At 73.1% G+C, this 21,536-nt stretch carries 18 protein-coding genes; 4 read left to right on the forward strand and 14 right to left on the reverse strand.

What is annotated here, in order from left to right; genetic code table 11:
* Nucleotides 1-230: 230 nt before the first annotated feature.
* Complete coding sequence (gene purD / locus ABZ956_RS24790) at nt 231-1,481, reverse strand: phosphoribosylamine--glycine ligase (RefSeq protein WP_361897647.1); 1,251 nt, start codon at nt 1,479-1,481, stop codon at nt 231-233.
* Nucleotides 1,482-1,821: 340 nt separating this feature from the next.
* Between purD and ABZ956_RS24795 the strand changes: the two genes are divergently transcribed.
* Nucleotides 1,822-2,565, forward strand: coding sequence for an SLATT domain-containing protein (locus ABZ956_RS24795; protein ID WP_361897650.1), 744 nt, complete (start codon nt 1,822-1,824; stop codon nt 2,563-2,565).
* Between the two features lie 161 nt (nt 2,566-2,726).
* Here ABZ956_RS24795 and ABZ956_RS24800 read toward each other — a convergent pair whose 3' ends face one another.
* From ABZ956_RS24800 to ABZ956_RS24815, 4 genes are all read right to left on the reverse strand, one after another.
* Nucleotides 2,727-3,377: a hypothetical protein gene (locus ABZ956_RS24800; RefSeq protein ID WP_361897652.1), complete on the reverse strand. Its 651-nt coding sequence runs from the start codon at nt 3,375-3,377 to the stop codon at nt 2,727-2,729.
* Nucleotides 3,378-3,513: 136 nt separating this feature from the next.
* Nucleotides 3,514-5,991, reverse strand: coding sequence for a dolichyl-phosphate beta-glucosyltransferase (locus ABZ956_RS24805; RefSeq protein WP_361897655.1), 2,478 nt, complete (start codon nt 5,989-5,991; stop codon nt 3,514-3,516).
* 143 nt (nt 5,992-6,134) lie between these two features.
* The gene (locus ABZ956_RS24810; RefSeq protein ID WP_361897658.1) at nt 6,135-6,836 is read right to left on the reverse strand and encodes a GntR family transcriptional regulator; all 702 of its coding nucleotides are present in this window, start codon (nt 6,834-6,836) and stop codon (nt 6,135-6,137) included.
* A gap of 195 nt (nt 6,837-7,031) precedes the next feature.
* On the reverse strand, nt 7,032-8,396 hold the full coding sequence (locus ABZ956_RS24815; protein ID WP_361897661.1) for an aspartate aminotransferase family protein: 1,365 nt from the start codon (nt 8,394-8,396) through the stop codon (nt 7,032-7,034).
* Between the two features lie 331 nt (nt 8,397-8,727).
* Between ABZ956_RS24815 and ABZ956_RS24820 the strand changes: the two genes are divergently transcribed.
* Both ABZ956_RS24820 and ABZ956_RS24825 read left to right on the forward strand, forming a co-directional pair.
* The gene (locus tag ABZ956_RS24820; protein ID WP_071965778.1) at nt 8,728-8,931 is read left to right on the forward strand and encodes a cold-shock protein; all 204 of its coding nucleotides are present in this window, start codon (nt 8,728-8,730) and stop codon (nt 8,929-8,931) included.
* A 176-nt stretch (nt 8,932-9,107) separates the two neighbouring features.
* The gene (locus ABZ956_RS24825) at nt 9,108-10,847 is read left to right on the forward strand and encodes a serine/threonine-protein kinase (protein WP_361897664.1); all 1,740 of its coding nucleotides are present in this window, start codon (nt 9,108-9,110) and stop codon (nt 10,845-10,847) included.
* A 69-nt stretch (nt 10,848-10,916) separates the two neighbouring features.
* Here ABZ956_RS24825 and ABZ956_RS24830 read toward each other — a convergent pair whose 3' ends face one another.
* A complete protein-coding gene (locus tag ABZ956_RS24830; RefSeq protein WP_361897667.1) occupies nt 10,917-12,203 on the reverse strand; it encodes an adenylosuccinate synthase in 1,287 nt (428 codons plus the stop codon).
* Nucleotides 12,204-12,378: 175 nt separating this feature from the next.
* Between ABZ956_RS24830 and ABZ956_RS24835 the strand changes: the two genes are divergently transcribed.
* The gene (locus ABZ956_RS24835; RefSeq protein WP_361897670.1) at nt 12,379-13,299 is read left to right on the forward strand and encodes a diacylglycerol kinase; all 921 of its coding nucleotides are present in this window, start codon (nt 12,379-12,381) and stop codon (nt 13,297-13,299) included.
* Here the strand turns inward: ABZ956_RS24835 and ABZ956_RS24840 are convergent.
* The 8 genes from ABZ956_RS24840 to fbaA form a co-directional block, all read right to left on the reverse strand.
* Nucleotides 13,296-13,955 (reverse strand): response regulator transcription factor, encoded by a 660-nt coding sequence (locus tag ABZ956_RS24840; RefSeq protein ID WP_361897673.1) that lies wholly within the window; start codon nt 13,953-13,955, stop codon nt 13,296-13,298. The two genes, ABZ956_RS24835 and ABZ956_RS24840, sit on opposite strands and share 4 nt — an antisense overlap.
* Nucleotides 13,952-15,214: a histidine kinase gene (locus ABZ956_RS24845; protein WP_361897750.1), complete on the reverse strand. Its 1,263-nt coding sequence runs from the start codon at nt 15,212-15,214 to the stop codon at nt 13,952-13,954. Before ABZ956_RS24845 ends, ABZ956_RS24840 begins: the two co-directional genes overlap by 4 nt.
* Nucleotides 15,215-15,320: 106 nt before the next feature.
* Nucleotides 15,321-16,043: an alpha/beta hydrolase gene (locus ABZ956_RS24850; protein WP_361897676.1), complete on the reverse strand. Its 723-nt coding sequence runs from the start codon at nt 16,041-16,043 to the stop codon at nt 15,321-15,323.
* Nucleotides 16,040-17,257 (reverse strand): kynureninase, encoded by a 1,218-nt coding sequence (kynU, locus tag ABZ956_RS24855; protein ID WP_361897679.1) that lies wholly within the window; start codon nt 17,255-17,257, stop codon nt 16,040-16,042. The genes ABZ956_RS24850 and kynU overlap by 4 nt, the downstream gene beginning before the upstream one ends.
* A complete protein-coding gene (locus tag ABZ956_RS24860; RefSeq protein WP_361897682.1) occupies nt 17,250-18,089 on the reverse strand; it encodes a tryptophan 2,3-dioxygenase family protein in 840 nt (279 codons plus the stop codon). Before ABZ956_RS24860 ends, kynU begins: the two co-directional genes overlap by 8 nt.
* A 130-nt stretch (nt 18,090-18,219) precedes the next feature.
* The gene (locus ABZ956_RS24865) at nt 18,220-18,633 is read right to left on the reverse strand and encodes a DUF3151 domain-containing protein (protein ID WP_361897685.1); all 414 of its coding nucleotides are present in this window, start codon (nt 18,631-18,633) and stop codon (nt 18,220-18,222) included.
* A 33-nt stretch (nt 18,634-18,666) separates the two neighbouring features.
* Nucleotides 18,667-20,220, reverse strand: a complete 1,554-nt coding sequence (locus ABZ956_RS24870; RefSeq protein ID WP_361897688.1) for an MFS transporter — start codon at nt 20,218-20,220, stop codon at nt 18,667-18,669.
* A 109-nt stretch (nt 20,221-20,329) separates the two neighbouring features.
* On the reverse strand, nt 20,330-21,352 hold the full coding sequence (fbaA, locus tag ABZ956_RS24875) for a class II fructose-bisphosphate aldolase (protein ID WP_361897691.1): 1,023 nt from the start codon (nt 21,350-21,352) through the stop codon (nt 20,330-20,332).
* Nucleotides 21,353-21,536 lie beyond the last annotated feature (184 nt).

Below are 21,536 nucleotides of genomic sequence, written 5' to 3' on the forward strand. Positions count from 1 at the left end.
CCAGTTGCCTTCAGTGCTCTGCCGAGGTGTGTTGCGTACCTCCCCCACTGTGGCACCGGCCTCTGACATCGCAATGCCGGTGGGCCAGTTGCCGGATGCACAGCAGTCGGCCTTCGCCGCACCCTAGTTGGGGGACGGGCGTGCGTCAGCCGGTTGGGCAAGCGGTCACTCGATGGAATGGCTTTGGGCAAAGCCTCTGCGCGGGGTCCCGGGCAGCGGTTCGCGGCGGCTCAGGCCGAGGCCGCCGCCTTGGCCGCGATGTCCGTGCGGTGGTGCGAACCGTTCAGCCGGATGCGCGAGACCGCTTCGTAGGCGCGGTCGCGGGCGGCGGTCAGGTCGCTGCCGGTCGCCGTGACGGACAGGACGCGTCCACCGGCGCTGACCACCCGGCCCTCGGCGTCCAGCTTGGTGCCCGCGTGGAGCACGTACGCCTTGTCGACCTCGGCCGCCTCGGCCAGGCCCTCGATCACGTCGCCCGTGCGCGGGGTGCCCGGGTAGTTGTGCGAGGCGATGACGACCGTCACGGCGGCGCCGTCGCTCCAGCGCAGCGGCGGCTGGGCGGCGAGGTTGCCGGTGGCCGCGTTCAGCAGCACCCCGGCCAGCGGCGTCTTCAGACGGGCCAGGACGACCTGGGTCTCCGGGTCGCCGAAGCGGGCGTTGAACTCGATGACCCGCACACCGCGCGAGGTGATCGCCAGGCCGGCGTAGAGCAGGCCGGAGAAGGGCGTGCCACGGCGGCGGAGCTCGTCCACGGTGGGCTGCAGAACGCTCTGCAGCACCTCCTCGACCAGCTTGGGGTCCGCCCAGGGCAGCGGGGAGTAGGCGCCCATGCCGCCGGTGTTCGGGCCCTCGTCCTCGTCGAGGGCGCGCTTGAAGTCCTGCGCGGGCTGCAGGGGCAGGACCGTCTCGCCGTCGGTGATGGCGAAGAGGGAGACCTCGGGGCCGTCCAGGAACTCCTCGATCACCACGCGGCCGCAGGCCAGCGCGTGCTCACGGGCCGCGGCCAGGTCGGAGGTGACGACGACGCCCTTGCCGGCGGCGAGGCCGTCGTCCTTGACGACGTAGGGGGCCCCGAAGGCGTCGAGGGCCTCGTCGATCTCGGCGGGCGTGGTGCAGACGTAGCTGCGGGCGGTGGGGACGTTGGCGGCGGCCATGACGTCCTTGGCGAACGCCTTGGACCCCTCCAGCACGGCCGCCCGCGCGGACGGGCCGAAGACCGGGACGCCGCGCTCGCGCAGCACGTCGGCGACCCCGGCGACCAGGGGCGCCTCCGGGCCGACCACCACCAGGTCCGCGCGCAGCGACGCGGCGAGCTCCGCGACGGCCACGCCGTCCAGGGCGTCGACGGTGTGCACCCGCGCGACGTCGGCGATCCCGGCGTTACCGGGAGCGCAGTGCAGCTCGGTGACGTCGGGGTCGAGGGACAGGGAGCGGCACAGGGCGTGTTCGCGGGCGCCGCCGCCGATGACGAGGACCTTCACGGGTGCCACCCTATTGCACGCCCATTCGACGGCTCGTGGATCCCTACGACTCCAGGCCCGCCCCGTCCTCGTAGGAACCTCCCTGGGCGATCACGACGACGTCCCGGAACCGTCGCCCACGCACCGTGAAGGCCACTCGTCAGAACGTTTCCGCGCCCCGTACGACGTCATTACGCCGATCGGGCCGCACTCTTTCGGGTGAAGACCTCGGGCTCCTATACCCGATCCCGCTGCACTTACGGACGGAAAAGGCTGGATCTTGCGCCCAACGCCAACCGTTCGGCGGTAGGAAGGAGGCTGCGATCACTAATGACGCACGCGGCGGAGAGGGAGTGCAGGGGTGAGCCAGCCTGAGATGCAGCCCGAGGGGCTCCCTCGGGAGCAGGGAGGCCGCCAAGGGGGGGAGCACCGGGGCGACCTGCGCGGGCGTACCTTCCCGCTCGGGGACTGGGGAGAGCCCGCCGAGCGGTTGGACGAGCTGTACAGATGGGTCGAGGGCGGGGCGCTGAATCTGGCCGACTGGTACCTCACGGACCGGGCCTGGAAGCGCCGCTGGGCGCGCGGGCTGCGGCTGGGGGCGGCGCTCTGTGCCGTGGTGGGGGCCGCCCTGCCGCTGCTGGAGCTGACGAAGGTGCTGCGCACCGGCTCGGCGTGGGCCTTTCTGGCCCTGCTCGGCGCGGTGGCCTGTGTGGCCTGCGATCGCTACTTCGGGCTGACGTCCGGCTGGATGCGTGCGGTCGCGACCGCGCAGGCGGTGCAGCGGCGGCTGGAGGTGCTGCAGTTCGACTGGGCGTCGGAGTGCGTCCGCGAGGTGCTCGGCCCGACCGAGGGCACGGCCAGCGAGGCGGCCGAGCGCTGTCTGACGGTGCTGCGGCGCTTCTCCGAGGACGTCTCCGAGCTCGTACGGGCCGAGACGGCCGACTGGATGGTGGAGTTCCGGGCGGGGCCGGCGCCGCTGTTGACGCAGTCGCTGGTGGCCTGGGGGCCGCGGGGGGAAGCGGGTGGGCCCGTGGGGCGGTTCCCGTTGCCGCCGCATACGCGGCCGAACATGCCGCGGCAGCGGCCGCCGGAGTCTCCGCGGTAGGGGTGAGCAGGCCTGGGCCGGCGGGGCGGCGGCTGGGGGAATTCTCCCCGGCCCCGCCCTTTCACCGTTTCTTGTCCTCAAACGCCGGACGGGCTGGAGGCACGTCCTCAAACGCCGGACGGGCTGGAGGCATGCCCTCAAACGCCGGACGGGCTGGAGAGTCAGCTGAACACGATCATCGAGCCCTGCCCCAGGCTCCGGGTCGCCGCCGCGTGCAGCCCCAGCCAGACGTGGCGTTCGCGGGCGAAGGGGCTGTCGTCGTGCGGGGCGGGGGCCGCGCGTTCCTCCAGGGTGGTGGGACGGTCCGGGGCGGCGGGCGGGGCGGGCGGGTTGTCCGGGTCGATGCCCAGCACCGGGGCGACGGCGTGGAGTTCGCGCAGCAGGCCGTGGCTGGAACCCAAGGGGCCGCCGCCTTCGAGGAGTTCGTCGTTGGACAGCGGGTGCGCGAAGTCCACGGGCACGTACGCCCCGGCGTGGTCGTAGTGCCAGACCAGGTGCGACTGCTGGGCGGTGGCGTCGAACATCTCCAGCAACTGCTCGTAGTCGCCGCCGAGTTCGTCCACGGGGGTGACGGCGAGGCCGCACAGGTTCAGCAGGTGGGCGCGGCGCAGGAAGTGCAGGGCGTCGTAGTCGAAGCCGGCGATGGGTGCGACATCCCCCGACAGGCCCGGCATGTAGCCGAAGACGGGCACCGGCGGCAGCCCGGCCTCGCCGAGTGCCTTGTCGTACGCGGCGATCTCCTCGGCGAAGGGGTTGTCGGCGCTGTGGCACAGCACGTCGACAAGGGGCACTAGCCAGAGGTCACAGGCCACGTGAGCTCACTCTCGTTCTCGCGGTGCGATGGTCGGGGCATGCGATGGTCGGGCCAGAGTAGTGCCGCTCAGCCGGTTGTCACACAGGGCCGACGGACATAGACGCCCGGACTCCGCTTGCTTTCCGGCCGGGTGGTCAGCCCTGTCCGCGCACGTCCCACACCCACGAGTCACCGACGCGCCGCGGCTCCTCGCCCACCAGTCGCGTGACCGCCTCGCGCAGTGGCGCCGCGTTGTCCTGGGGGGTGAGGACGAAGGCGTCGGCGCGCCAGAAGTCGACGTCCCAGCCGAACTGGCGGCGCTGCTGGGCGCCGATGTCGGGCACCTTGCCGCTCTCGCGGACCTTGTTCAGCAGGTCGGAGGTGAAGCGCGGCTGGGGCCCGTAGATGCCGATGCGCTCCGGTCCCCAGGGCCCGTTGAAGTAGCCGCCGGGGAAGGGGAAGCCGAGGCCGGAATCGACCTGCCAGCCCAGGGCGGCCGTCTGCGAGGGGCTGGGCACCGGTACGGGCACGATCGAGCGGCCGGGGCGTACGTACTCCCGCCAGCTGCCGTCGGCGAAGAAGGTGGGGACGGCGGCGCGCTCGACGGTCCGGTACGGCGTCGGCACCAGCGGCAGGACCGCCACGACGAGCGCCGCCCAGCCCAGCAGCCGGCGGGAGCTCTCGCGCTCGCTGCGCAGGCGCCGCAGGGCCAGCCGGTCGCAGGCGAGGGCGAGGAGGATGCCGAGGGCGGGCGCGCAGACCATCGCCATGCGGGACTCGATGACCGACTCGAAGAACGGCATCCTCGCCACCACCCGCCAGGGGCCCGGCAGCGTCTTGTCCGTGCCGAGCAGCGGGATGTTCTGGCCGAAGGACAGGACGGCGGCGCCCAGCGCGGTGAAGCCCAGGGCGCGCACGCGCGGCTGGTCGCGCAGGTGGATGACGACGGCGACGGCCACGGCGAGGAGCGGCCAGCCGAAGAAGGCGTTCTCCTCGGTCCGGTTGAGCGACAGGGACGCGGCGACCTTCGCGTCCCCGGCCAGCGAGCGGGTGGCGAACTCCAGCATGGCCATGGGGTTGTTGCCGACCTGCCCGTGCAGGACGCTGTGGTAGCTCTGCGGGCCGTAGAACTGCCAGGCGACGGGGAAGATCACCAGCGGTACGGACACCAGGGCGGCGATGCCCAGGCCGCGCAGCAGCGGCCCGGCGACGGCCTTGGCGACGTCCGGGGCGGCGATGGCGTAGCCGAGCGCGAAGAGCGCGAAGCCGGTCACGGCCAGCAGCAGCGCCTCCTCGCCGAGGAAGATCTGGTAGGCGAGGAACAGGCCCAGGACGACGGCGTCGCGGGTGGGCCGGCGGTTCTCGCACAGCCGCAGCATCCGGTCGATGATCAGCGGCATCATGAACAGCACCGCGAAGTTCGGGTGCGCGTTGCCGTGCGAGATCATCGGCGGCGCGAAGGCGCAGAAGCCGCCGCCCAGCGCGGCCGCCCAGCGGGAGCGCACGAAGCGCCTGGCCAGCAGCCAGTACCAGGCGCAGGCGGTCGCGGCCAGGCCGCCGGTCAGCACGACGGCCCAGGTGACGTGGGCGCCGAAGGCCAGGGTGAGGGGCGCGAGGGGGACGGAGAGGCCCAGCATGGCGGTGTTGGCCATGAGGTTCACGCCGAGTGGGAAGTTCTGCAGGTCGGTGAAGAGCGGGTTGCGCAGGTGCGCGACGTTGTCCGCGGTGACCGCGAAGAACCACTCCCACTGCTGCTGGTCGGAGCCGGAGTCGGCGAGGTAGCCGGTGCCGGGGGCGCCCCACAGGCCGCCGTAGAGGAAGAACGAGAAGAGCAGGAAGAGCGCCGGCACGGCGAGCCGTACCGGGCTGATCGCGCGCAGGCGGATGCGCAGGAGGTCGGCGAGGACGCGGGGGTAGGCCAGCGGCCGGACCTTGGATCCGGGCTGGTGGGCCCAGCTGACCGGCACTTCGGCGACCTCCCAGTCCCGTTGGTGGAAGAAGCGCAGGATCTCGACGTCGTAGCTCCAGCCGTCGAGGCGGGAGCCGGTGAAGGCGGTACGGACCTTGTCGCCGTCGAAGAGCTTGAAGCCGCACTGGGTGTCCCGTATGCCGGGCACGGCGGCGGCGCGTATGAGGCGGGCGCCGAGCCGGCCCATGACCTCGCGCAGGGCGTGCTGGCGCACCGCGATGCGGGACTCGGGCAGGGCGCGGGAGCCGACGGCCGCGGTGGCGCCGGCGTCCAGGTGCCGCTGCAGGGCGGCGAGCTCCTCGATGGGGGTGGCCAGGTCCGCGTCGGTGACCAGGACGCGCCGGCCGCGGGAGGCGAGGACGCCGGTGCGCACGGCGTGGCCCTTGCCGCGGTTGGCGGGGGTCCGCAGCAGCCGGATGCGGGGCTCGTCGGCGGCCGCCGCCTCGGTGACCGCCGCGGTGCCGTCGGTCGAGCCGTCGTCGACGACGACCAGCTCCCACCGCAGCGGCTCCAGGGTCTCCAGGTGTGCCCGGATCGCCCGTAGCGTCGGGGCGAGCCGGTCCTCCTCGTTGAAGGCCGGGACGACCACCGTCAGGTCCACGGTGCTGGCTCCGGCCGGTATGGGGGGCTCCGACGGCTGGGCCGACGGCTGGGTCTTTGACATCACGTGACTGAGACGTCCCTCAAACGGTCGAAGGTTGCATATCCGACATCGAGCCCGCCGTCACGCGCGATCGTCCGGTCCGGTCACCTGTCCGATCACCGGTCTGATCACCCGCATGGCGGCGGTATCGAGCAGCTTCGACCCTATTCGGTCGAACCTGGATTGCTCCCGGTCGTATCCGTAAGACCGTCGATCAGCGCCAGCGTGTGCTCGTTGTACGCCACGATGATCCGCTGCGCCTGCGCCACGTCCCGGCAGGCCACCGCCTCGACCAGCTCGGCGTGCTGGTCCCACAGCCGCCCGCGCAGATCCCCCAGCGAGCGCAGCAGCGGCACCGTGAAGATCCAGCTCTGCACCCGGACGCGGTCCAGGAAGTCGGAGATGTAGGGGTTGCCGACCAGGCCCGCCATCTCGCGCCAGAAGCGCAGGTCGTAGCCGATGAGGATGTCGAGGTCCCCCGCGACCGCCGCCCGCGACGCCTCCTCGGCCCGGCGCCGCACCGAGGCCAGCGCCTGCGGGGTGGCCGCCTGCAGGGCCCGCGCGGCGGAGCGGCGGAACATGCCCTCGACGATCAGGGTGCGGGCCTCGATCATGTCCCGGAAGTCGGCGTGGGAGAACTCGCGCACCCGGTAACTGCGGTGCAGCTCCACATCGAGCAGTCCCTGCGAGCACAGGTCGAGCAGCGCCTCGCGGACGGGCGTGGCCGAGACCCCGTACTGCTCGGCTATCTCCTTGACGGTGAACTGCCCGCCGGCCGGGAGCCGCCCCGCGATGACCTCGTCGCGCAGGGCGTCGGCGATCTGCGAGCGCAGCGTCGTGCGCCTGACCGCGTCGCTGCCGGGCATTGGTCTCCGTCTCCCCTTCCGTGACCGTGCGCCTGGCATGCGAACGGCCCTCGCAACGATATGCGAGGGCCGTCGCGGGGCGATATGACCGTACGCACGGAAAGGGCGAACGCTACCCGATGGCCGCGCGGGACTGTCAGGGGCGGTAGGAGAAGTTCCGTTTCTTCGGCCGGCGCGCTCCCGCCACCGTCTTCCTCAGGCCATGTGGCCGTCCGCCACCGTCAGCGCCTCGTCCAGAGCCGCCAGGCCCTCCCTCACCTCGGCCTCGGTGACGGTGCACGGCGGGACGACGTGGGTGCGGTTCATGTTCACGAACGGCCACAGCCCCGCCTTCTTGCAGGCGGCGCCGAAGGCCGCCATGGGGGCGCCCGCCTCGCCGGACGCGTTGTAGGGCACCAGCGGCTCGCGGGTGGCCCGGTCCCGTACCAGCTCCACCGCCCAGAACACGCCCAGGCCGCGCACCTCGCCCACCGACGGATGGCGCTCGGCGAGCGCGCGCAGCCCGGGGCCGATGACGTCCTCGCCGATGCGGGCCGCGTTCTCCACGATGCCCTCCTCGGCCATGGCGTTGATCGTGGCCACGGCGGAGGCGCAGGCCAGCGGGTGCCCGGAGTAGGTGAGCCCGCCCGGGTAGGGGCGCCGCTCGAAGGTGGCGGCGATCTCGGCCGAGATCGCGACGCCGCCCAGGGGGACGTAACCGGAGTTGACGCCCTTGGCGAAGGTCAGCAGGTCTGGGGTGACGCCGAAGTGGTCGGCGGCGAACCAGCGGCCCGTGCGCCCGAAGCCCGCCATGACCTCGTCGAGGATGAACACGATGCCGTGGCGGTCGCAGATCTCCCGCACACCCGGCAGATAGCCCGGCGGCGGGACCATGATCCCGGCGGTGCCGGGCACGGTCTCCAGGACGATCGCGGCGATCGTCCCCGGCCCCTCGAAGGTGATGGTGTCCTCCAGGTGCGCCAGGGCGCGCCCGCACTCCTCCTCCTCGTTGCGTGCGTGGAAGGGCGAGCGGTACAGGAACGGCGTCCAGAAGTGGACCACGCCCGCGGAGCCGGTGTCGGAGGGCCAACGGCGCGGATCCCCGGTCAGGTTGATCGCCGCGGCCGTGGCGCCGTGGTACGAGCGGTAGGCGCTGAGCACCTTGGGGCGGCCGGTGTGCAGCCGGGCCATCCGCACGGCGTTCTCGACGGCCTCCGCGCCGCCGTTGGTGAAGAAGATCTTGTCGAGGTCGCCGGGCGTCCGCCCCGCGATCAGCCGGGCGGCCTCGGAGCGCACGTCCACGGCGAAGCCCGGCGCGATGGTGCACAGCCGTCCGGCCTGCTCCTGGATCGCGGCCACGACCTTGGGGTGCTGGTGGCCGATGTTGGTGTTCACCAGCTGGCAGGAGAAGTCGAGGTAGCGGTTGCCGTCGTAGTCCCAGAAGTACGAGCCCTCGGCGCCGGCCACGGCCGGCGGGTCGATCAGGCCCTGCGCCGACCAGGGGTGGAAGACGTGGGCGCGGTCGGCGGCCTTCACGGCGGCTCCGGCCGAGGGGTCGGGCTGCGTGCTCTCGGTGCTCACGGGCATGACCTCGCATCTGGTGGGGCGGGACGTCCGGGCCGAGCCTAGGGAGAGGGCTCGCGGCACCGGTACCGGCACTGTGTCGCCCCCTCGCCGCACCCGTGGACACAGTGCCGGGTGCCCGCCCGCACCCGGCCGCCGGCAGGGGGAACGGGCGCATCGCCACGCGGCGGGAAATCCCCATTCAGGGCCATTTGCCTGCTACGGTCATTTGCAGTTGCAGTTTTGGTACCCATTTGTCATGTGCGCCTGAAGGTCTGTGACCTCGGGCGCACTTGCGTTTTTCCTGGAGCACGGAATTCCGCCGTGCGCCCCCAATAAGGAGATCAGCTTGGCTACCGGCATCGTGAAGTGGTTCAACTCGGAAAAGGGCTTCGGCTTCATCCAGCAGGACGGCGGCGGCGCGGACGTCTTCGCCCATTACTCCAACATCGCCACGCAGGGCTATCGCGAGCTCCAGCAGGGCCAGAAGGTCACCTTCGACATCACCCAGGGCCAGAAGGGCCCGCAGGCGGAGAACATCCTTCCCACCTGACGGCCGGCGCCCGGCGGCCGGCGGCCGCCAACGGGACGGCCGCGACGGCCGACCGGGCGGCCCGCCTCCGGGCGGGGTTTCCAGGGGCCGGGGACCGCACTTGTGCCGTGCGGATACCCGGCCCTTTGCCATGCCGCTATTCTCCGCGGAGAAACATGGGGGAAGGAGTGCCCGGCATGGAAGATCTGTCGCCGGAAGACCCACGCACACTCGGCGCCTATCGGTTGCTCGGCAAGCTGGGCGCGGGAGGCATGGGCCGGGTCTATCTCGCCCGCTCCGACAGGGGCCGCACGGTCGCGGTCAAGCTGGTGCAGCCGGAACTGGCGGGCCAGGAGGAGTTCCGGCGCCGCTTCCGGCAGGAGGTGCGGGCCGCGCGGCAGGTCGGCGGCGAGTGGACCGCGCCGGTGCTCGACGCGGACACCGAGGCCGCCGTCCCGTGGGTGGCCACGGGCTACATCGCCGGGCCGTCGCTGCGCCAGGTCGTGGGCCAGGGCTTCGGGCCGCTGCCCGAGCGGTCCGTACGCATCCTGGGCGCGGGCCTCGCGCGCGCCCTGCAGGCCGTGCACGCCGCCGGGATCGTCCACCGCGACCTCAAGCCGTCCAACGTGCTGATCACGCTCGACGGGCCGCGCGTCATCGACTTCGGCATCGCCCGGGCCCTGGAGACCGTCACCGACGGGGGCCTGACCCGCACCGGCGCGGCCGTCGGCTCGCCCGGCTTCATGTCGCCCGAGCAGGTGCGCGGCGGCCGGATCACCCCCAAGAGCGACATCTTCTGCCTGGGCTCGGTGCTGGCCTACGCGGCCAGTGGCCGGATGCCGTTCGGCACGGCCGACAGCGGCGTCCACGCCCTGATGTTCCGCATCGCCGAGGAGGAGCCGGACCTCACGGGCGTGCCGGCCACGCTGCACCCGCTGATCTCCGCGTTCCTCGCCAAGGACCCGGACGAGCGGCCCACCCCCGAGGAGGCCCTGGCCCGCACTGGCGCCCAGGACCTGCTGACGGACCTGCGCTCGGGCGAGCCGTGGCTGCCGGGCGGCCTCGTCGCCCAGCTCGGCCGGCACGCCGTCCAGCTGCTCGACGTCGAGAGCCCCGCCCACCCGGCCGCGATACCGCCGCGGTCCATAGCCGGGGCGCCCACGCAGGTCGACCCGCCGCGGGACGCACGACCGGTGGACCCGCCGACCCTGACCGCGCCGGTCGCGGGCGCCCAGCCCCTGCCGCCGCTCGCGCCGGGGCCGCCCGCGGGCTACGCCTACCCGCCCCCGGGCCCGTACGCCGGCCCGTACCACCACCCGGTCGTGCCCGCGCCCGCGCCGCACCGCTCGAAGGCGCCCTACATCGTGGCCGCGATCGTGGCCGTCGGGCTGCTCACCGGCGGCGGCACGGTCTACCTGCTCAACCGGGACACGGGCGAGAGCGTGCGGGGCGGTCCGGGGCCGGCCCCGGCGCCCTCGGGCTCCTCCCACAGCGCGGCACCATCCGCCACGCCGGGGACGCCCACGCCCCCGCCCACGCACACGCCGACGACCGGGGGTGCCACCAGCGAGCCCGCCACCGGGCAGCACGCGTTCGCGGGCACCTGGCAGTCGAGCTTCGGCAGCGGCTCGCGCGTGAACACCCGGACCATCACCATCACCGGGGGCCCGGCCGCCGACGTCACCATCGACGGCAGCGGCGTGCTGGACGACGGCACCTCCTACGTCTGCACGTGGCGCACGAGCGCCACCGGCGGCGGCACCGACGGCGCTCCGATGCGTCTCGGCCCCTCCAGCGTCACCCGGGCGAGCCCGAAGTCGGCCTGCCAGCCGGGCTCGTCGTCCGAGCTGGTCATGCTTCCGGACGGCAGGATGCGGCGCGACTTCAGCGACTCCGGCACGAAGGACGCGTCGCTGGTCTACCGGAAGATCTACTGAGCCCCCTGCGGACACGACGGCGCCCCGGTGGCCTGAGCCACCGGGGCGCCGTGCACGCGCGCGTACCGCTTACGACAGGAACGAGTTGATCTCGATCGTCTCGTCGCGGCCCGGGCCGACGCCGATCGCGGAGATCGGGGCGCCCGACATCTCCTCGAGCGCCTTGACGTACGCCTGGGCGTTCTTCGGCAGCTCGGAGAAGGTCTTGGCCTTGGAGATGTCCTCGGTCCAGCCCGGCAGCATCTCGTAGATCGGCTTCGCGTGGTGGAAGTCGCTCTGGCTGTAGGGCAGCTCCTCGACGCGCTTGCCGTCGATCTCGTACGCGACGCAGACGGGGATCTGCTCCCAGCCGGTCAGCACGTCCAGCTTGGTGAGGAAGAAGTCCGTCAGGCCGTTCACGCGGGTCGCGTAGCGGGCGATGACCGCGTCGAACCAGCCGCAGCGGCGGTCGCGGCCGGTGGTGACACCGCGCTCGCCACCGATGGTGCGCAGCGCCTCGCCGTCCTTGTCGAACAGCTCGGTCGGGAACGGACCGGCGCCGACGCGCGTGGTGTACGCCTTGAGGATGCCGATCACGCGGTTGATCTTCGTCGGGCCCACGCCCGCGCCCGTGCAGGCGCCGCCCGCGGTCGGGTTCGAGGAGGTGACGAAGGGGTACGTGCCGTGGTCGACGTCCAGCAGCGTGCCCTGGCCGCCCTCGAAGAGGACGACCTTGCCCTCGTCGATGGCGTTGTTCAGGATCAGCGTGGTGTCGGCGACGAAGGGCTTGATCTGCTCGGCGTAGCCCAGCAGCTCGTCGACGATGCGGGCCGAGTCGATGGCGCGGCGGTTGTAGAGCTTCGCCAGGATCTGGTTCTTGAAGTCGAGAGCGGCCTCGACCTTCTGCTCCAGGATCGACTCGTCGTACAGGTCCTGGACCCGGATGCCCACGCGGTTGATCTTGTCCGCGTAGGTCGGGCCGATGCCGCGGCCGGTGGTGCCGATCTTCCGCTTGCCGAGGAAGCGTTCCGTCACCTTGTCGACCGTCGTGTGGTACGGCGTGATCAGGTGGGCGTTACCGCTGAGCAGCAGCTTGGACGTGTCGACGCCGCGCTCGTTGAGTCCGCTCAGCTCGGAGAGCAGGACCGCCGGGTCGACGACGACACCGTTGCCGATGACCGGAGTGCACTCCGGCGAGAGGATCCCGGAAGGGAGGAGGTGCAGCGCGTATTTCTGGTCACCTACGACGACCGTGTGGCCGGCGTTGTTGCCACCTTGGTAGCGCACCACATAGTCCACGGATCCACCGAGCAGGTCGGTGGCCTTTCCCTTGCCCTCGTCACCCCACTGAGCACCGAGCAGCACAAGTGCGGGCACAGGCGTACACCCCTTCCGGGCGGGGCATGTCCAACGTGCACAGGTGGCGTGAGCCCGTTGTTTCGGGCGTTCACCACCACTAGAGCCGTCGAACCGGTGCCCCGGATAGACGAAGCCCCTGGCGCAACAGCGACAGGGGCTCTTGCACCGAGAGATTACCTGAGGAAGGACGAAGGTGTCGGCTGCAGACCCGACCGGAGCGCAGCTGCTCGTCGTCATCGACCCGGTCGCACGCCGTGTGGACGGCGAGTCCACGCGGATCGCGCGGGACGTACTGTGCGCCGGAGCGGTGGCGAAAATCTGCCTCCCGAACGGGCCGGAGGAAGTGGCGCGGGCCCTCGCCCGGCGCGGCCGGCGCCGGACCGTCGTCATCGGCGACGACCGGGCGCTGCTGCGCGTGGTCGGCCTGCTGCACCGGCGCCGCGAGCTGGCCGAGGCGCCCCTGGCGTGGGTTCCCGTGGGCGCGCTGCCGGCCGTGTCGGTGGCCCGGGTGCTCGGCGTCCCGCTGGGGGCCGTGGCGGCCGCACGGGCCGTGCTGGACGGCGTGGAGCGGCGGCTGGGCATGCTGGCCGACGACAGCGACGGCGTCGTCCTGGGCGGCCTGTGGGTGCCCGCGGGCGCGGCCCACCGTGCCGCGCACCGGCCGGTGGGGGCGAGGCCCGAGCCGGGGGCGCACGAGCCCGCGGGCGCGCCCGGGGGTGAGGCGCGGGCGGTGTCCGCCGGTGGCGGCGCCCACCAGGCGTGGTGGACGCCTGCCGCGCGGACCGCCCGCACGGCCCTGACGATGCTCTCGGGCCCGGCCGGCCGGCATCCGCTGCCCTCGTGCACCCGGCTGCGGGTGGAGGCGGACGGGGTGCTGCTGGCGGATCTGGACCGGCCGGTGGGGCGCGTGGCGGTGGCGGCCGTGGACGGCCTCGCCGAGGTCGTGATCCACGCGCACGCCGACCGGGAGCCGGTACGGACCAGGGCCCGGGCGGTCACGGTGTCCGGACCGGACTTCCGCTACCGCGCCGACAACCGCATCCGCGGGCCGGTCCGTACGCGCACGTGGACGGCCGTGCCGGACGCGTGGCGGCTGACCCTGCCGGACGGCTAGCCGCCCGGGGTGACCAGGCCGGCCTCGTAGGCGAAGACCGCGGCCTGGGTGCGGTCGCGCAGGCCGAGCTTCACCAGGATGCGGCTGACGTGCGTCTTGACCGTCGACTCGGCGACGACGAGATGGCCGGCGATCTCGGCGTTCGAGCGGCCCTGGGCGACCAGGACCAGCACCTCGGTCTCCCGCTCGGTGAGGTCGCCCACGCGCTCCTGGGTGGGGGCCTTGGGGGCGCCCAGGCGGGAGAACTCCTGGATGAGGCGCTTGGTGACCGTCGGGGCCAGCAGGGCCTCCCCGTCGGCCACGACGCGGACGCCGTCGGCGAGCTGGCGGGCGGAGGCGTCCTTGAGCAGGAAGCCGCTGGCCCCGGCGCGCAGCGCCTGGTAGACGTACTCGTCCAGGTCGAAGGTGGTCAGCACCAGCACCTTGGCGCCCGCGTCGGCCGCGACGATCTCGCGGGTCGCCTCCAGGCCGTTCATCACCGGCATCCGGATGTCCATCAGGACGACGTCGGGGCGCAGCGCGGCGACCTTCTCGACGGCCTGGCGGCCGTCCACCGCCTCGCCGACGACCTCGATGTCGGGCTGGGCGCCCAGCAGGACGGAGAAGCCCTCGCGGACCATCATCTGGTCGTCGACGATGAGAACCCTGATGCTCACGCCGCCGCCTCGCCCGTCGCGACCGGGATGAAGGCGGCGACCTCGTAGCCGCCTTCGTCCGTGGCCTGTGCCGTCATCTCGCCGCCGAGCATGGTGACGCGCTCGCGCATGCCGAGCACGCCGTGGCCGGCGCCCGGGGAGGGCTTGGCGAGCCGGTCGGGGCGCCCGTTGACGATGCGCAGGCCGAGCCCGCCGAGCACGTAGCTGATCTCCACGCGGGCCGTGGAGCCCGGGGCGTGCCGCAGCACGTTGCTGAGGGCCTCCTGGACGATCCGGTACGCGGACAGCTCCACGCCCTGGGGCAGCGGACGGGCCGCGCCGGTGGTGACGTGCTCGACGTCGACGCCGGCCTCGCGGACGTTGGCCAGCAGCCCGCCGAGGTCGGCCAGCGTGGGCTGCGGCGCCTCGGGGTCGGCGAAGGCGTCCGGGTTCTCGGACCGTACGACGCCCAGGACGCGGCGCAGCTCGGTGAGGGCGGCCACGGCGTTCTCCCGGATCGTGGCGAAGGCGGCGGCCAGCTCGGGCGGTGTGTCCTGGACCCGGTAGGGCGCGGCCTCGGCCTGGATGGCCACCACGGACATGTGGTGGGCGACCACGTCGTGCAGCTCGCGGGCGATCGTGGTGCGCTCCTCGAGCACGGTGCGGCGCGAGCGCTCGACCTCGGTGACGGCCGCCTGCACGGCGACCTGCCGCTTGGAGTCGCGCAGGGCGCGGAAGGACGCGACGGCGAAGAGGATCATGCCGGAGAGGAGGGTCATCTCGACCGTGCCGTCGTCGTAGCCGTAGCTGTGCAGCGAGCCCAGGAACGCCCCGCACACGGCCGTGATCAGCCACATCTCCACGGCGATGCGCGGCCGGGTGCGCACCGTCACGATCACCATCACGGCGACATGCGACACGAACCCGCTCGGGCTCCACAGCTCGCCGCCGAGGACGACGCCGCCGACGAAGGCCGCCGCGAGCGAGAGCCACCACGCGCCGACGGGCCGGAACAGCGTGGTCATCAGCGGCACGCCCGCGAACAGCGCCAGGATCACGCCGCCCAGGTCCGGCCGGTACGCCAGCGTCGCCAGCATGAGCAGGACGGCGAACCCGACGACGACGGCGTGCGGGAACCAGCGCACGTACCGGGCCAGGCCGCCCGGCGTCTTGCGCACGAGCCCGTGGCCGCGGTCGAGCGGGGGCAGCGGCCGGAAGGCGAAGGCGTCGGTGAACAGGTCCTGGCGTATGCCCTCAAGGGCGCTCTCCACCATGCGCATCTCGCTGCGCAGGCCGTTCGTCTCATGGGTGTCGTTCACACCATCAACGGTAGGCAAGACCCCCGCGCCCGGCGTCCGCACCGGTGAGGATCTGTGGGGGTCCGTCTCAAGTACTACGCGGTGGTAACACCGCGTCCATCAGCCGGGCGCATTCCGGGGTGCCCGGTGTCACGGGGGCGAAGTGATCCGCCCCTTCCAGCAGCTCCAGTGTCACCGCCGCCCCCGCCTCCCCCGCCGTCCGCGCGTAGGCCCGCGACAGCGCCACCGGCACGTCCTCGTCCCGCGTCCCGTGCAGCAGCGAGACCGGCACCCGCGGCGGGGGCAGCCGCAGGGGATCGGCGAGGGCCTCCTCGGCCGGGCCCACCAGTTCCGCGACCGCCCCGGCGCTCAGCCGAAGGGCCCGCGCCCGGGCCAGGTCCGCCACCGGGGCCACCGCGACGACGTGATCGACGCGGACGCGGGCGGCCCGTGGCGATGCCGCCGCCCACAGCGCCAGGTGCCCGCCCGCCGAGTGCCCCACCAGGACGTGCCGCCGGGCGGGGCAGGCGCTCCCGCCCGCCTCCAGGGCGCGTACGACGTCGTCGAAGGTCCGCGGCCAGCCGCCGCCCGCGCCCACCCGGCGGTACTCGGCCAGGACGACGTGCGCTCCCCGGCCGGCCAGCGCCGCCGCCAGCGGCGCGAGGTGGTGGCGGTCGTAGGTCTCGCGCCAGAAGCCGCCGTGCAGCAGCGTCACCCGCGGCGCGGACGGTCCGCCGCGGTAGAGGTCGACGACCTGGCTGGGGTGGGAGCCGTACTCCACGGTCACGGCCTCGCTCACCGGCCCGGTCACCGGCCGAGCACCCCGGCCAGTACGCGGGCCGCCCGTTCGGCGTCCGCGAAGCGCGTGTAGAGCGGCGTGAAGCCGAAGCGCAGGACGTCGGGCGGGCGGAAGTCGCCGACGACGTCCCGGCGCAGGAGTTCGGCCATCACCGCCCGCGCGTCCGGCGCGCACCGCAGCGACACCTGGCTGCCCCGCTCGTGGTGCGCGGCCGGTGTGAGGGGCTCGGTGCGGCCCGCCGGTACGTACGCCCGGACGCAGCGCAGGAAGAAGTCGGTGAGGGCGAGGCTCTTGGCCCGTACGGCGGCGAGGTCGACGTCGTCCCAGACGTCGAGCGCCGCGTCGAGGGCGAGGAGGGAGAGGATCTCCGGCGTGCCGACCCGGCCGCGCGGGGCGCCGTCGGCGGGGGTGTAGTCGGGGGACATGCCGAAGGGGTCGGCGTGGGAGTTCCAGCCGGGCAGCGGCGAGTCGAAGCGGGGTTGCAGGTCGCGCCGGACGTGGAGGAAGGCGGGCGAACCGGGGCCGCCGTTGAGGTACTTGTACGTGCAGCCGACCGCCAGGTCCACGCCGTGGGCGTCGAGCCCGACGGGGAGCGCGCCCGCGCTGTGGCACAGGTCCCAGACGACGCAGGCCCCGGCGGCCTGTACGGCGGCGGTCGTGCCGGGCAGGTCGTTCAGGCGGCCGGTGCGGTAGTCGACGTGGTTGACGAGCGCGACGGCGGTGCGCGGGCCGGCCGCGCCCGCGATGTCCGCGGCGTCGGCGGCCACGACGCGAGCGCCGGTCATGCGGGCGGCGGAGCGGGCGAGGTAACCGTCCGTCGGGAACGTGGAGGCGTCCACGAGGACCTCGTCGCGGCCGTCGCCGTCCTGACGGGCGAGCCGGATCGCGGCGACAACCGCCTTGAAGACGTTGACGCTTGTGGAGTCGCCGGCCACGATCTGGCCGGGGGCCGCCCCGACGAGCCGTCCGATGCGGTCGCCGACCCGCTCGGGCGCGGTCCACCACCCGGACTCGGTCCACGACCGGATGCGCAACCGCCCCCATTCGCGGGCGACGACGTCGGCGACGCGTGCGGGGACGGCCCGGGGCAGCGCCCCGAGGGAGTTGCCGTCGAGGTAGACGACCTCGGCCCCCGAAGCGCCCTCCAGTACGAACTCCGCCCGCTTGCCGCGCAGCGGATCCGCCGCGTCGAGGGCGGCGGCCCGTGCGGTGAGGGCGTCAGACACGGCTGCGGGCCGTCCACAGCTCGGGGAAGACGTGCTTCGTCGCGCGCTTCTCCAGCCACGCGACCCCGGGGGAACCTCCCGTCCCCACCTTCGCGCCCATCGCTCTGCGCGTCGCGACGAGGTGGTCGTTGCGCCAGCGCCACACGAGCTCGGCGACCTCGGTCAGGGCCTCGCCCAGCCGGCACTCCTCGCTGTTCTGGTCGCCCGCGTAGACGCGCTGCCAGACGTCCTCGACCGCCGGGTCGGCGGTGTAGCGCTCGGAGACGTCCCGTTCGCGGACGGCGGCGGGTATCGCGTGGCCGCGCCGCGCCAGGTAGCGCAGGACCTCGTCGTACAGGCTCGGCGCGTGCAGCGCCTTCTCCAGCTCCGCGTGGGTCCGTGGGGCGCCGCGGTAGGGGACCAGCAGCGCCGGGGACTTCTCGCCGAGCAGGAACTCCAGGCGGCGGTAGGTGGCCGACTGGAAGCCGGAGGCGTCGCCGAGGGCGGAGCGGAAGGCGTTGAACTGGGCCGGGGTCAGGTGCGCGAGCGGCTCCCAGGAGGCGTTGAGCGATTCCAGCTCGTACGTGGAGCGCTTGAGGGCCGCCATCGCGACGGGCAGGTCGTCCTCGCGCAGGGCGCGGGCCGCGGTCTCCCACTCGTGGACGATGACCGTGAACCACAGTTCCATCACCTGGGTGGTGACGAGGAAGACCATCTCGCCGGGGTCGTCGGAGAGCGGTTCCTGGAGGTGGGAGAGGACGTCGGCGTGGACGTAGTCCTCGTACGGGGTGGTGCCCGCAAGGTCCGGGCCGGGGGTGGGGGTGGGCTGGTCGAGCTGGGGTTCCGAAGTCACGCTTCGCCTCCGCTGCCGTCGCTCCCGGCCGTCGCCGGGCTCTCGCCGGGTACGCCGCGATCATCGGTGCACGGACGCCGCCACGGCAAGGGCCGTGACGGCGTTCGCGGGGGTGGTTCGGCGCTCTTCGTCAGCCGAGCGTGTTGGCGGCCGTCGGGGAGCTGTCGCGCAGGAAGGTCGTGCAGCGCTCGTACTCCTCCTGCTCGCCGATCGACTGCGCCGCCCGCGCGAGGGCGTGCAGCGCGCGCAGGAAGCCGCGGTTCGGCTCGTGCTCGAACGGCACCGGGCCGTGGCCCTTCCAGCCGCTGCGGCGCAGCGCGTCCAGGCCGCGGTGGTAGCCGGTGCGGGCGTAGGCGTACGACTCGACGACCCGGCCGCCCTCGAACGCCTCGTCGGCGAGCTGGGCCCACGCGAGCGAGGAGGAGGGGTACTTGGCGGCGACCTCGGCGGGGGCCGCTCCGGAGGCGAGCAGTTCGCGCGGCTCGGGGTCGTCGGGCAGGTGGGTCGGGGGCGGTCCCCCGAGGAGGTTCTCGTGAATCGACATGGGCTCCAGTCTGCCGCAGCCTCCGGTGACGGCCTACGCGTCGCCGGGATCGAGCGGCGGCGAGGAGACCCCGCAGTGGTACGCGCACTCCGGGTGGCACGCACCGCGCCCCGGGGCGCGGACGGTGGCCCAGGCCAGCACCGCGCCCACCAGCAGGGCGCCCGCGCACATCAGCATGGCCTTGTCGAAGGTGGCGGAGAAGGCCGCGGGGTCGCGGTAGACGTCGGCTCCCATGCCCGCGGCCAGGGGCAGCGCGGCCACCGCGATCAGGCCGGCGGCGCGGGCGGCGGCGTTGTTGATGCCGCTGGCCAGGCCCGCCCGGGAGACGTCGACGGAGGCGAGGACCGTCGAGGTGAGCGGCGCGACCAGCACCACCATGCCCAGGCCCAGGACGACGAGGGCGGGCAGGACGTCGCGCCAGTACACCGCGCCCGCGCCGACGCGCGTCATCAGCAGCAGTCCCACGGCGCACAGCAGCGGGCCGAGCGTCAGCGGGATACGGGCCCCGACGCGCTGGGCGATCCGCCCGGAGCGGGCGGACAGCAGCAGCATGAGCACGGTCGTGGGCAGCAGGGCGGTGCCGGCGGCGAGGGCGGACCAGCCGACGACGACCTGCAACTGGAGCACCGAGAGGAAGAAGAAGCCGCTGAAGGCCGCGTAGACGAAGACCGTGACGAGGTTGATGGCCGAGAACTGCCGGACGGCGAAGATCTCCAGCGGCAGCATGGGGTCGGCCCGGCGCCGTTCGACGTACACGAACGCAACGCCCAGCAGAACGCCGGCGACCGCCGGGCCGATCACCCAGGGCGAGCCGCCCCGGTCCGGCGCGGCGATGAGCGCGTACGTCACGGCGCCGAGCGCGAGCGCGGCCAGTGCGGCGCCGAGCACGTCGAAGCGCCCGTGCGCGGCGGGGTCCCGGGTCTCGGGCACGTGGCGCCGGGCGACGAGCACGCAGACGGCCGCGAGCGGCAGGTTGATCAGGAACACCCAGCGCCAGCCCGGCCCGTCCACCAGCCAGCCGCCCACGAAGGGCCCGACCGCCGAGGCCACGCCGCCCAGCCCGGACCAGGCGCCCACCGCGCCGGCCCGGTCGTCGGGGTGGAAGACGGCCTGGATCAGGGCGAGCGAGCCGGGGGTGAGCAGCGCGCCGCCGACGCCCTGCAACGCCCGGGCCGCGATCAGCACCCCGGCGTTGGGGGCGATGCCGCACAGCAGCGAGGCGAGCGCGAACCACACCACGCCGATGACGAACACCCGCCGCCGCCCGTAGCGGTCCCCCAGGGAGCCGCCGAGCAGGATCAGCCCGGCCAGGGTGAGCATGTAGGCGTTGACGGTCCACTGCAGGCCGGCGAGGTCGGCGTCGAGGTCCCGGCCGATGTGCGGCAGGGCGACGTTGACGACGGTGGCGTCGAGCATGGCCATGCCCGAGCCCAGCACGGCCGTCAGCAGCACCGCGCGCCCCGTGGCGGTGCCCAGGCGCACCGCGGGCGCGCCGCCGGCGCCGGGCCTGCCCGGTGCCGCCGTGCCGTGCGCCGGGCGCGGCTCGGGGCCGGGCCCGCGAGGGGGCCGCGGTGCGGAGTCGCTCATGCCGGGATCATCTCCCGGCCGGGCGGGTCCGGCCACGCGAGAGGGCCCGGTCCGCCGCTCGGTGAGCGGGCGGGCCGGGCCCCTTGCGTACGCGTCCTCGGGACCGTACTTACTTCAGCTTGGTGCCCGTGGCGCGCAGGTCCGCGCAGGCCTTGGTGACGCGCTCGGCCATGCCGGCCTCGGCCAGCTTGCCCCAGCTGCGCGGGTCGTAGGTCTTCTTGTCGCCGACCTCGCCGTCGACCTTCAGCACGCCGTCATAGTTGCGGAACATGTGGTCCGCGACCGGGCGGGTGAAGGCGTACTGGGTGTCGGTGTCGAGGTTCATCTTCACGACGCCGTTCTCCAGCGCGGTGCGGATCTCCTCCTCGGTGGAGCCGGAGCCGCCGTGGAAGACGAAGTCGAACGGGTCGGCCTTGCCGTGCTTGGCGGCGATGCCGTCCTGCAGCTCGCGCAGCAGCTCCGGCTTCAGGACGACGTTGCCCGGCTTGTAGACGCCGTGGACGTTGCCGAAGGAGGCGGCCAGCAGGTAGCGGCCCTTCTCGCCCAGGCCCAGCGCCTCGGCGGTGCGCTCCACGTCGGCGACGGTGGTGTAGAGGTCGTCGTTGATCTCGTGGGAGACGCCGTCCTCCTCGCCGCCGGTCGGGGTGATCTCGACCTCGAGGATGATCTTCGCCTTCACGGCCTCGGCGAGGAGTTCCTTCGCGATCGCAAGGTTCTCGTCGAGCTTCTCGGCGGAGCCGTCCCACATGTGGGACTGGAAGAGCGGGTTCAGACCGGAGGCCACGCGCTCCTGGGAGATCGCGAGCAGCGGACGGACGTAGCCGTCGAGCTTGTCCTTGGGGCAGTGGTCGGTGTGCAGCGCGATGTTCACCGGGTACTTCTTGGCGACGACGTGCGCGAACTCGGCCAGCGCGACCGCGCCGGAGACCATGTCCTTGCTGTACTGGCCGCCCAGGAACTCCGCACCGCCGGTGGAGATCTGGATGATGCCGTCGCTCTCCGCCTCGGCGAAACCGCGCAGCGCGGCGTGGAGGGTCTGCGTCGAGGTGACGTTGATGGCCGGGTAGGCGAACTTGCCTGCCTTCGCCCGGTCGAGCATCTCGTTGTAGACCTCGGGGGTTGCGATGGGCATCTGTCCGCTCCTTGTGATGTGCGGGTACGGGCGAAATACGGGCCCTGACCTAGGGGGCGACGGTCATCGTCGGACCCATCTTCCCAGACTCCCCGAATTACTCCACATGAGGCCCACCATGCTCATATGCGCAGGGCGCGTGGTTTCACGTGAAACCACGCGCCCTGCGGCGACACTTTCGGGG

The organism is Streptomyces sp. NPDC046261 (assembly GCF_040646235.1).
Taxonomy (GTDB): Bacteria; Actinomycetota; Actinomycetes; order Streptomycetales; family Streptomycetaceae; genus Streptomyces.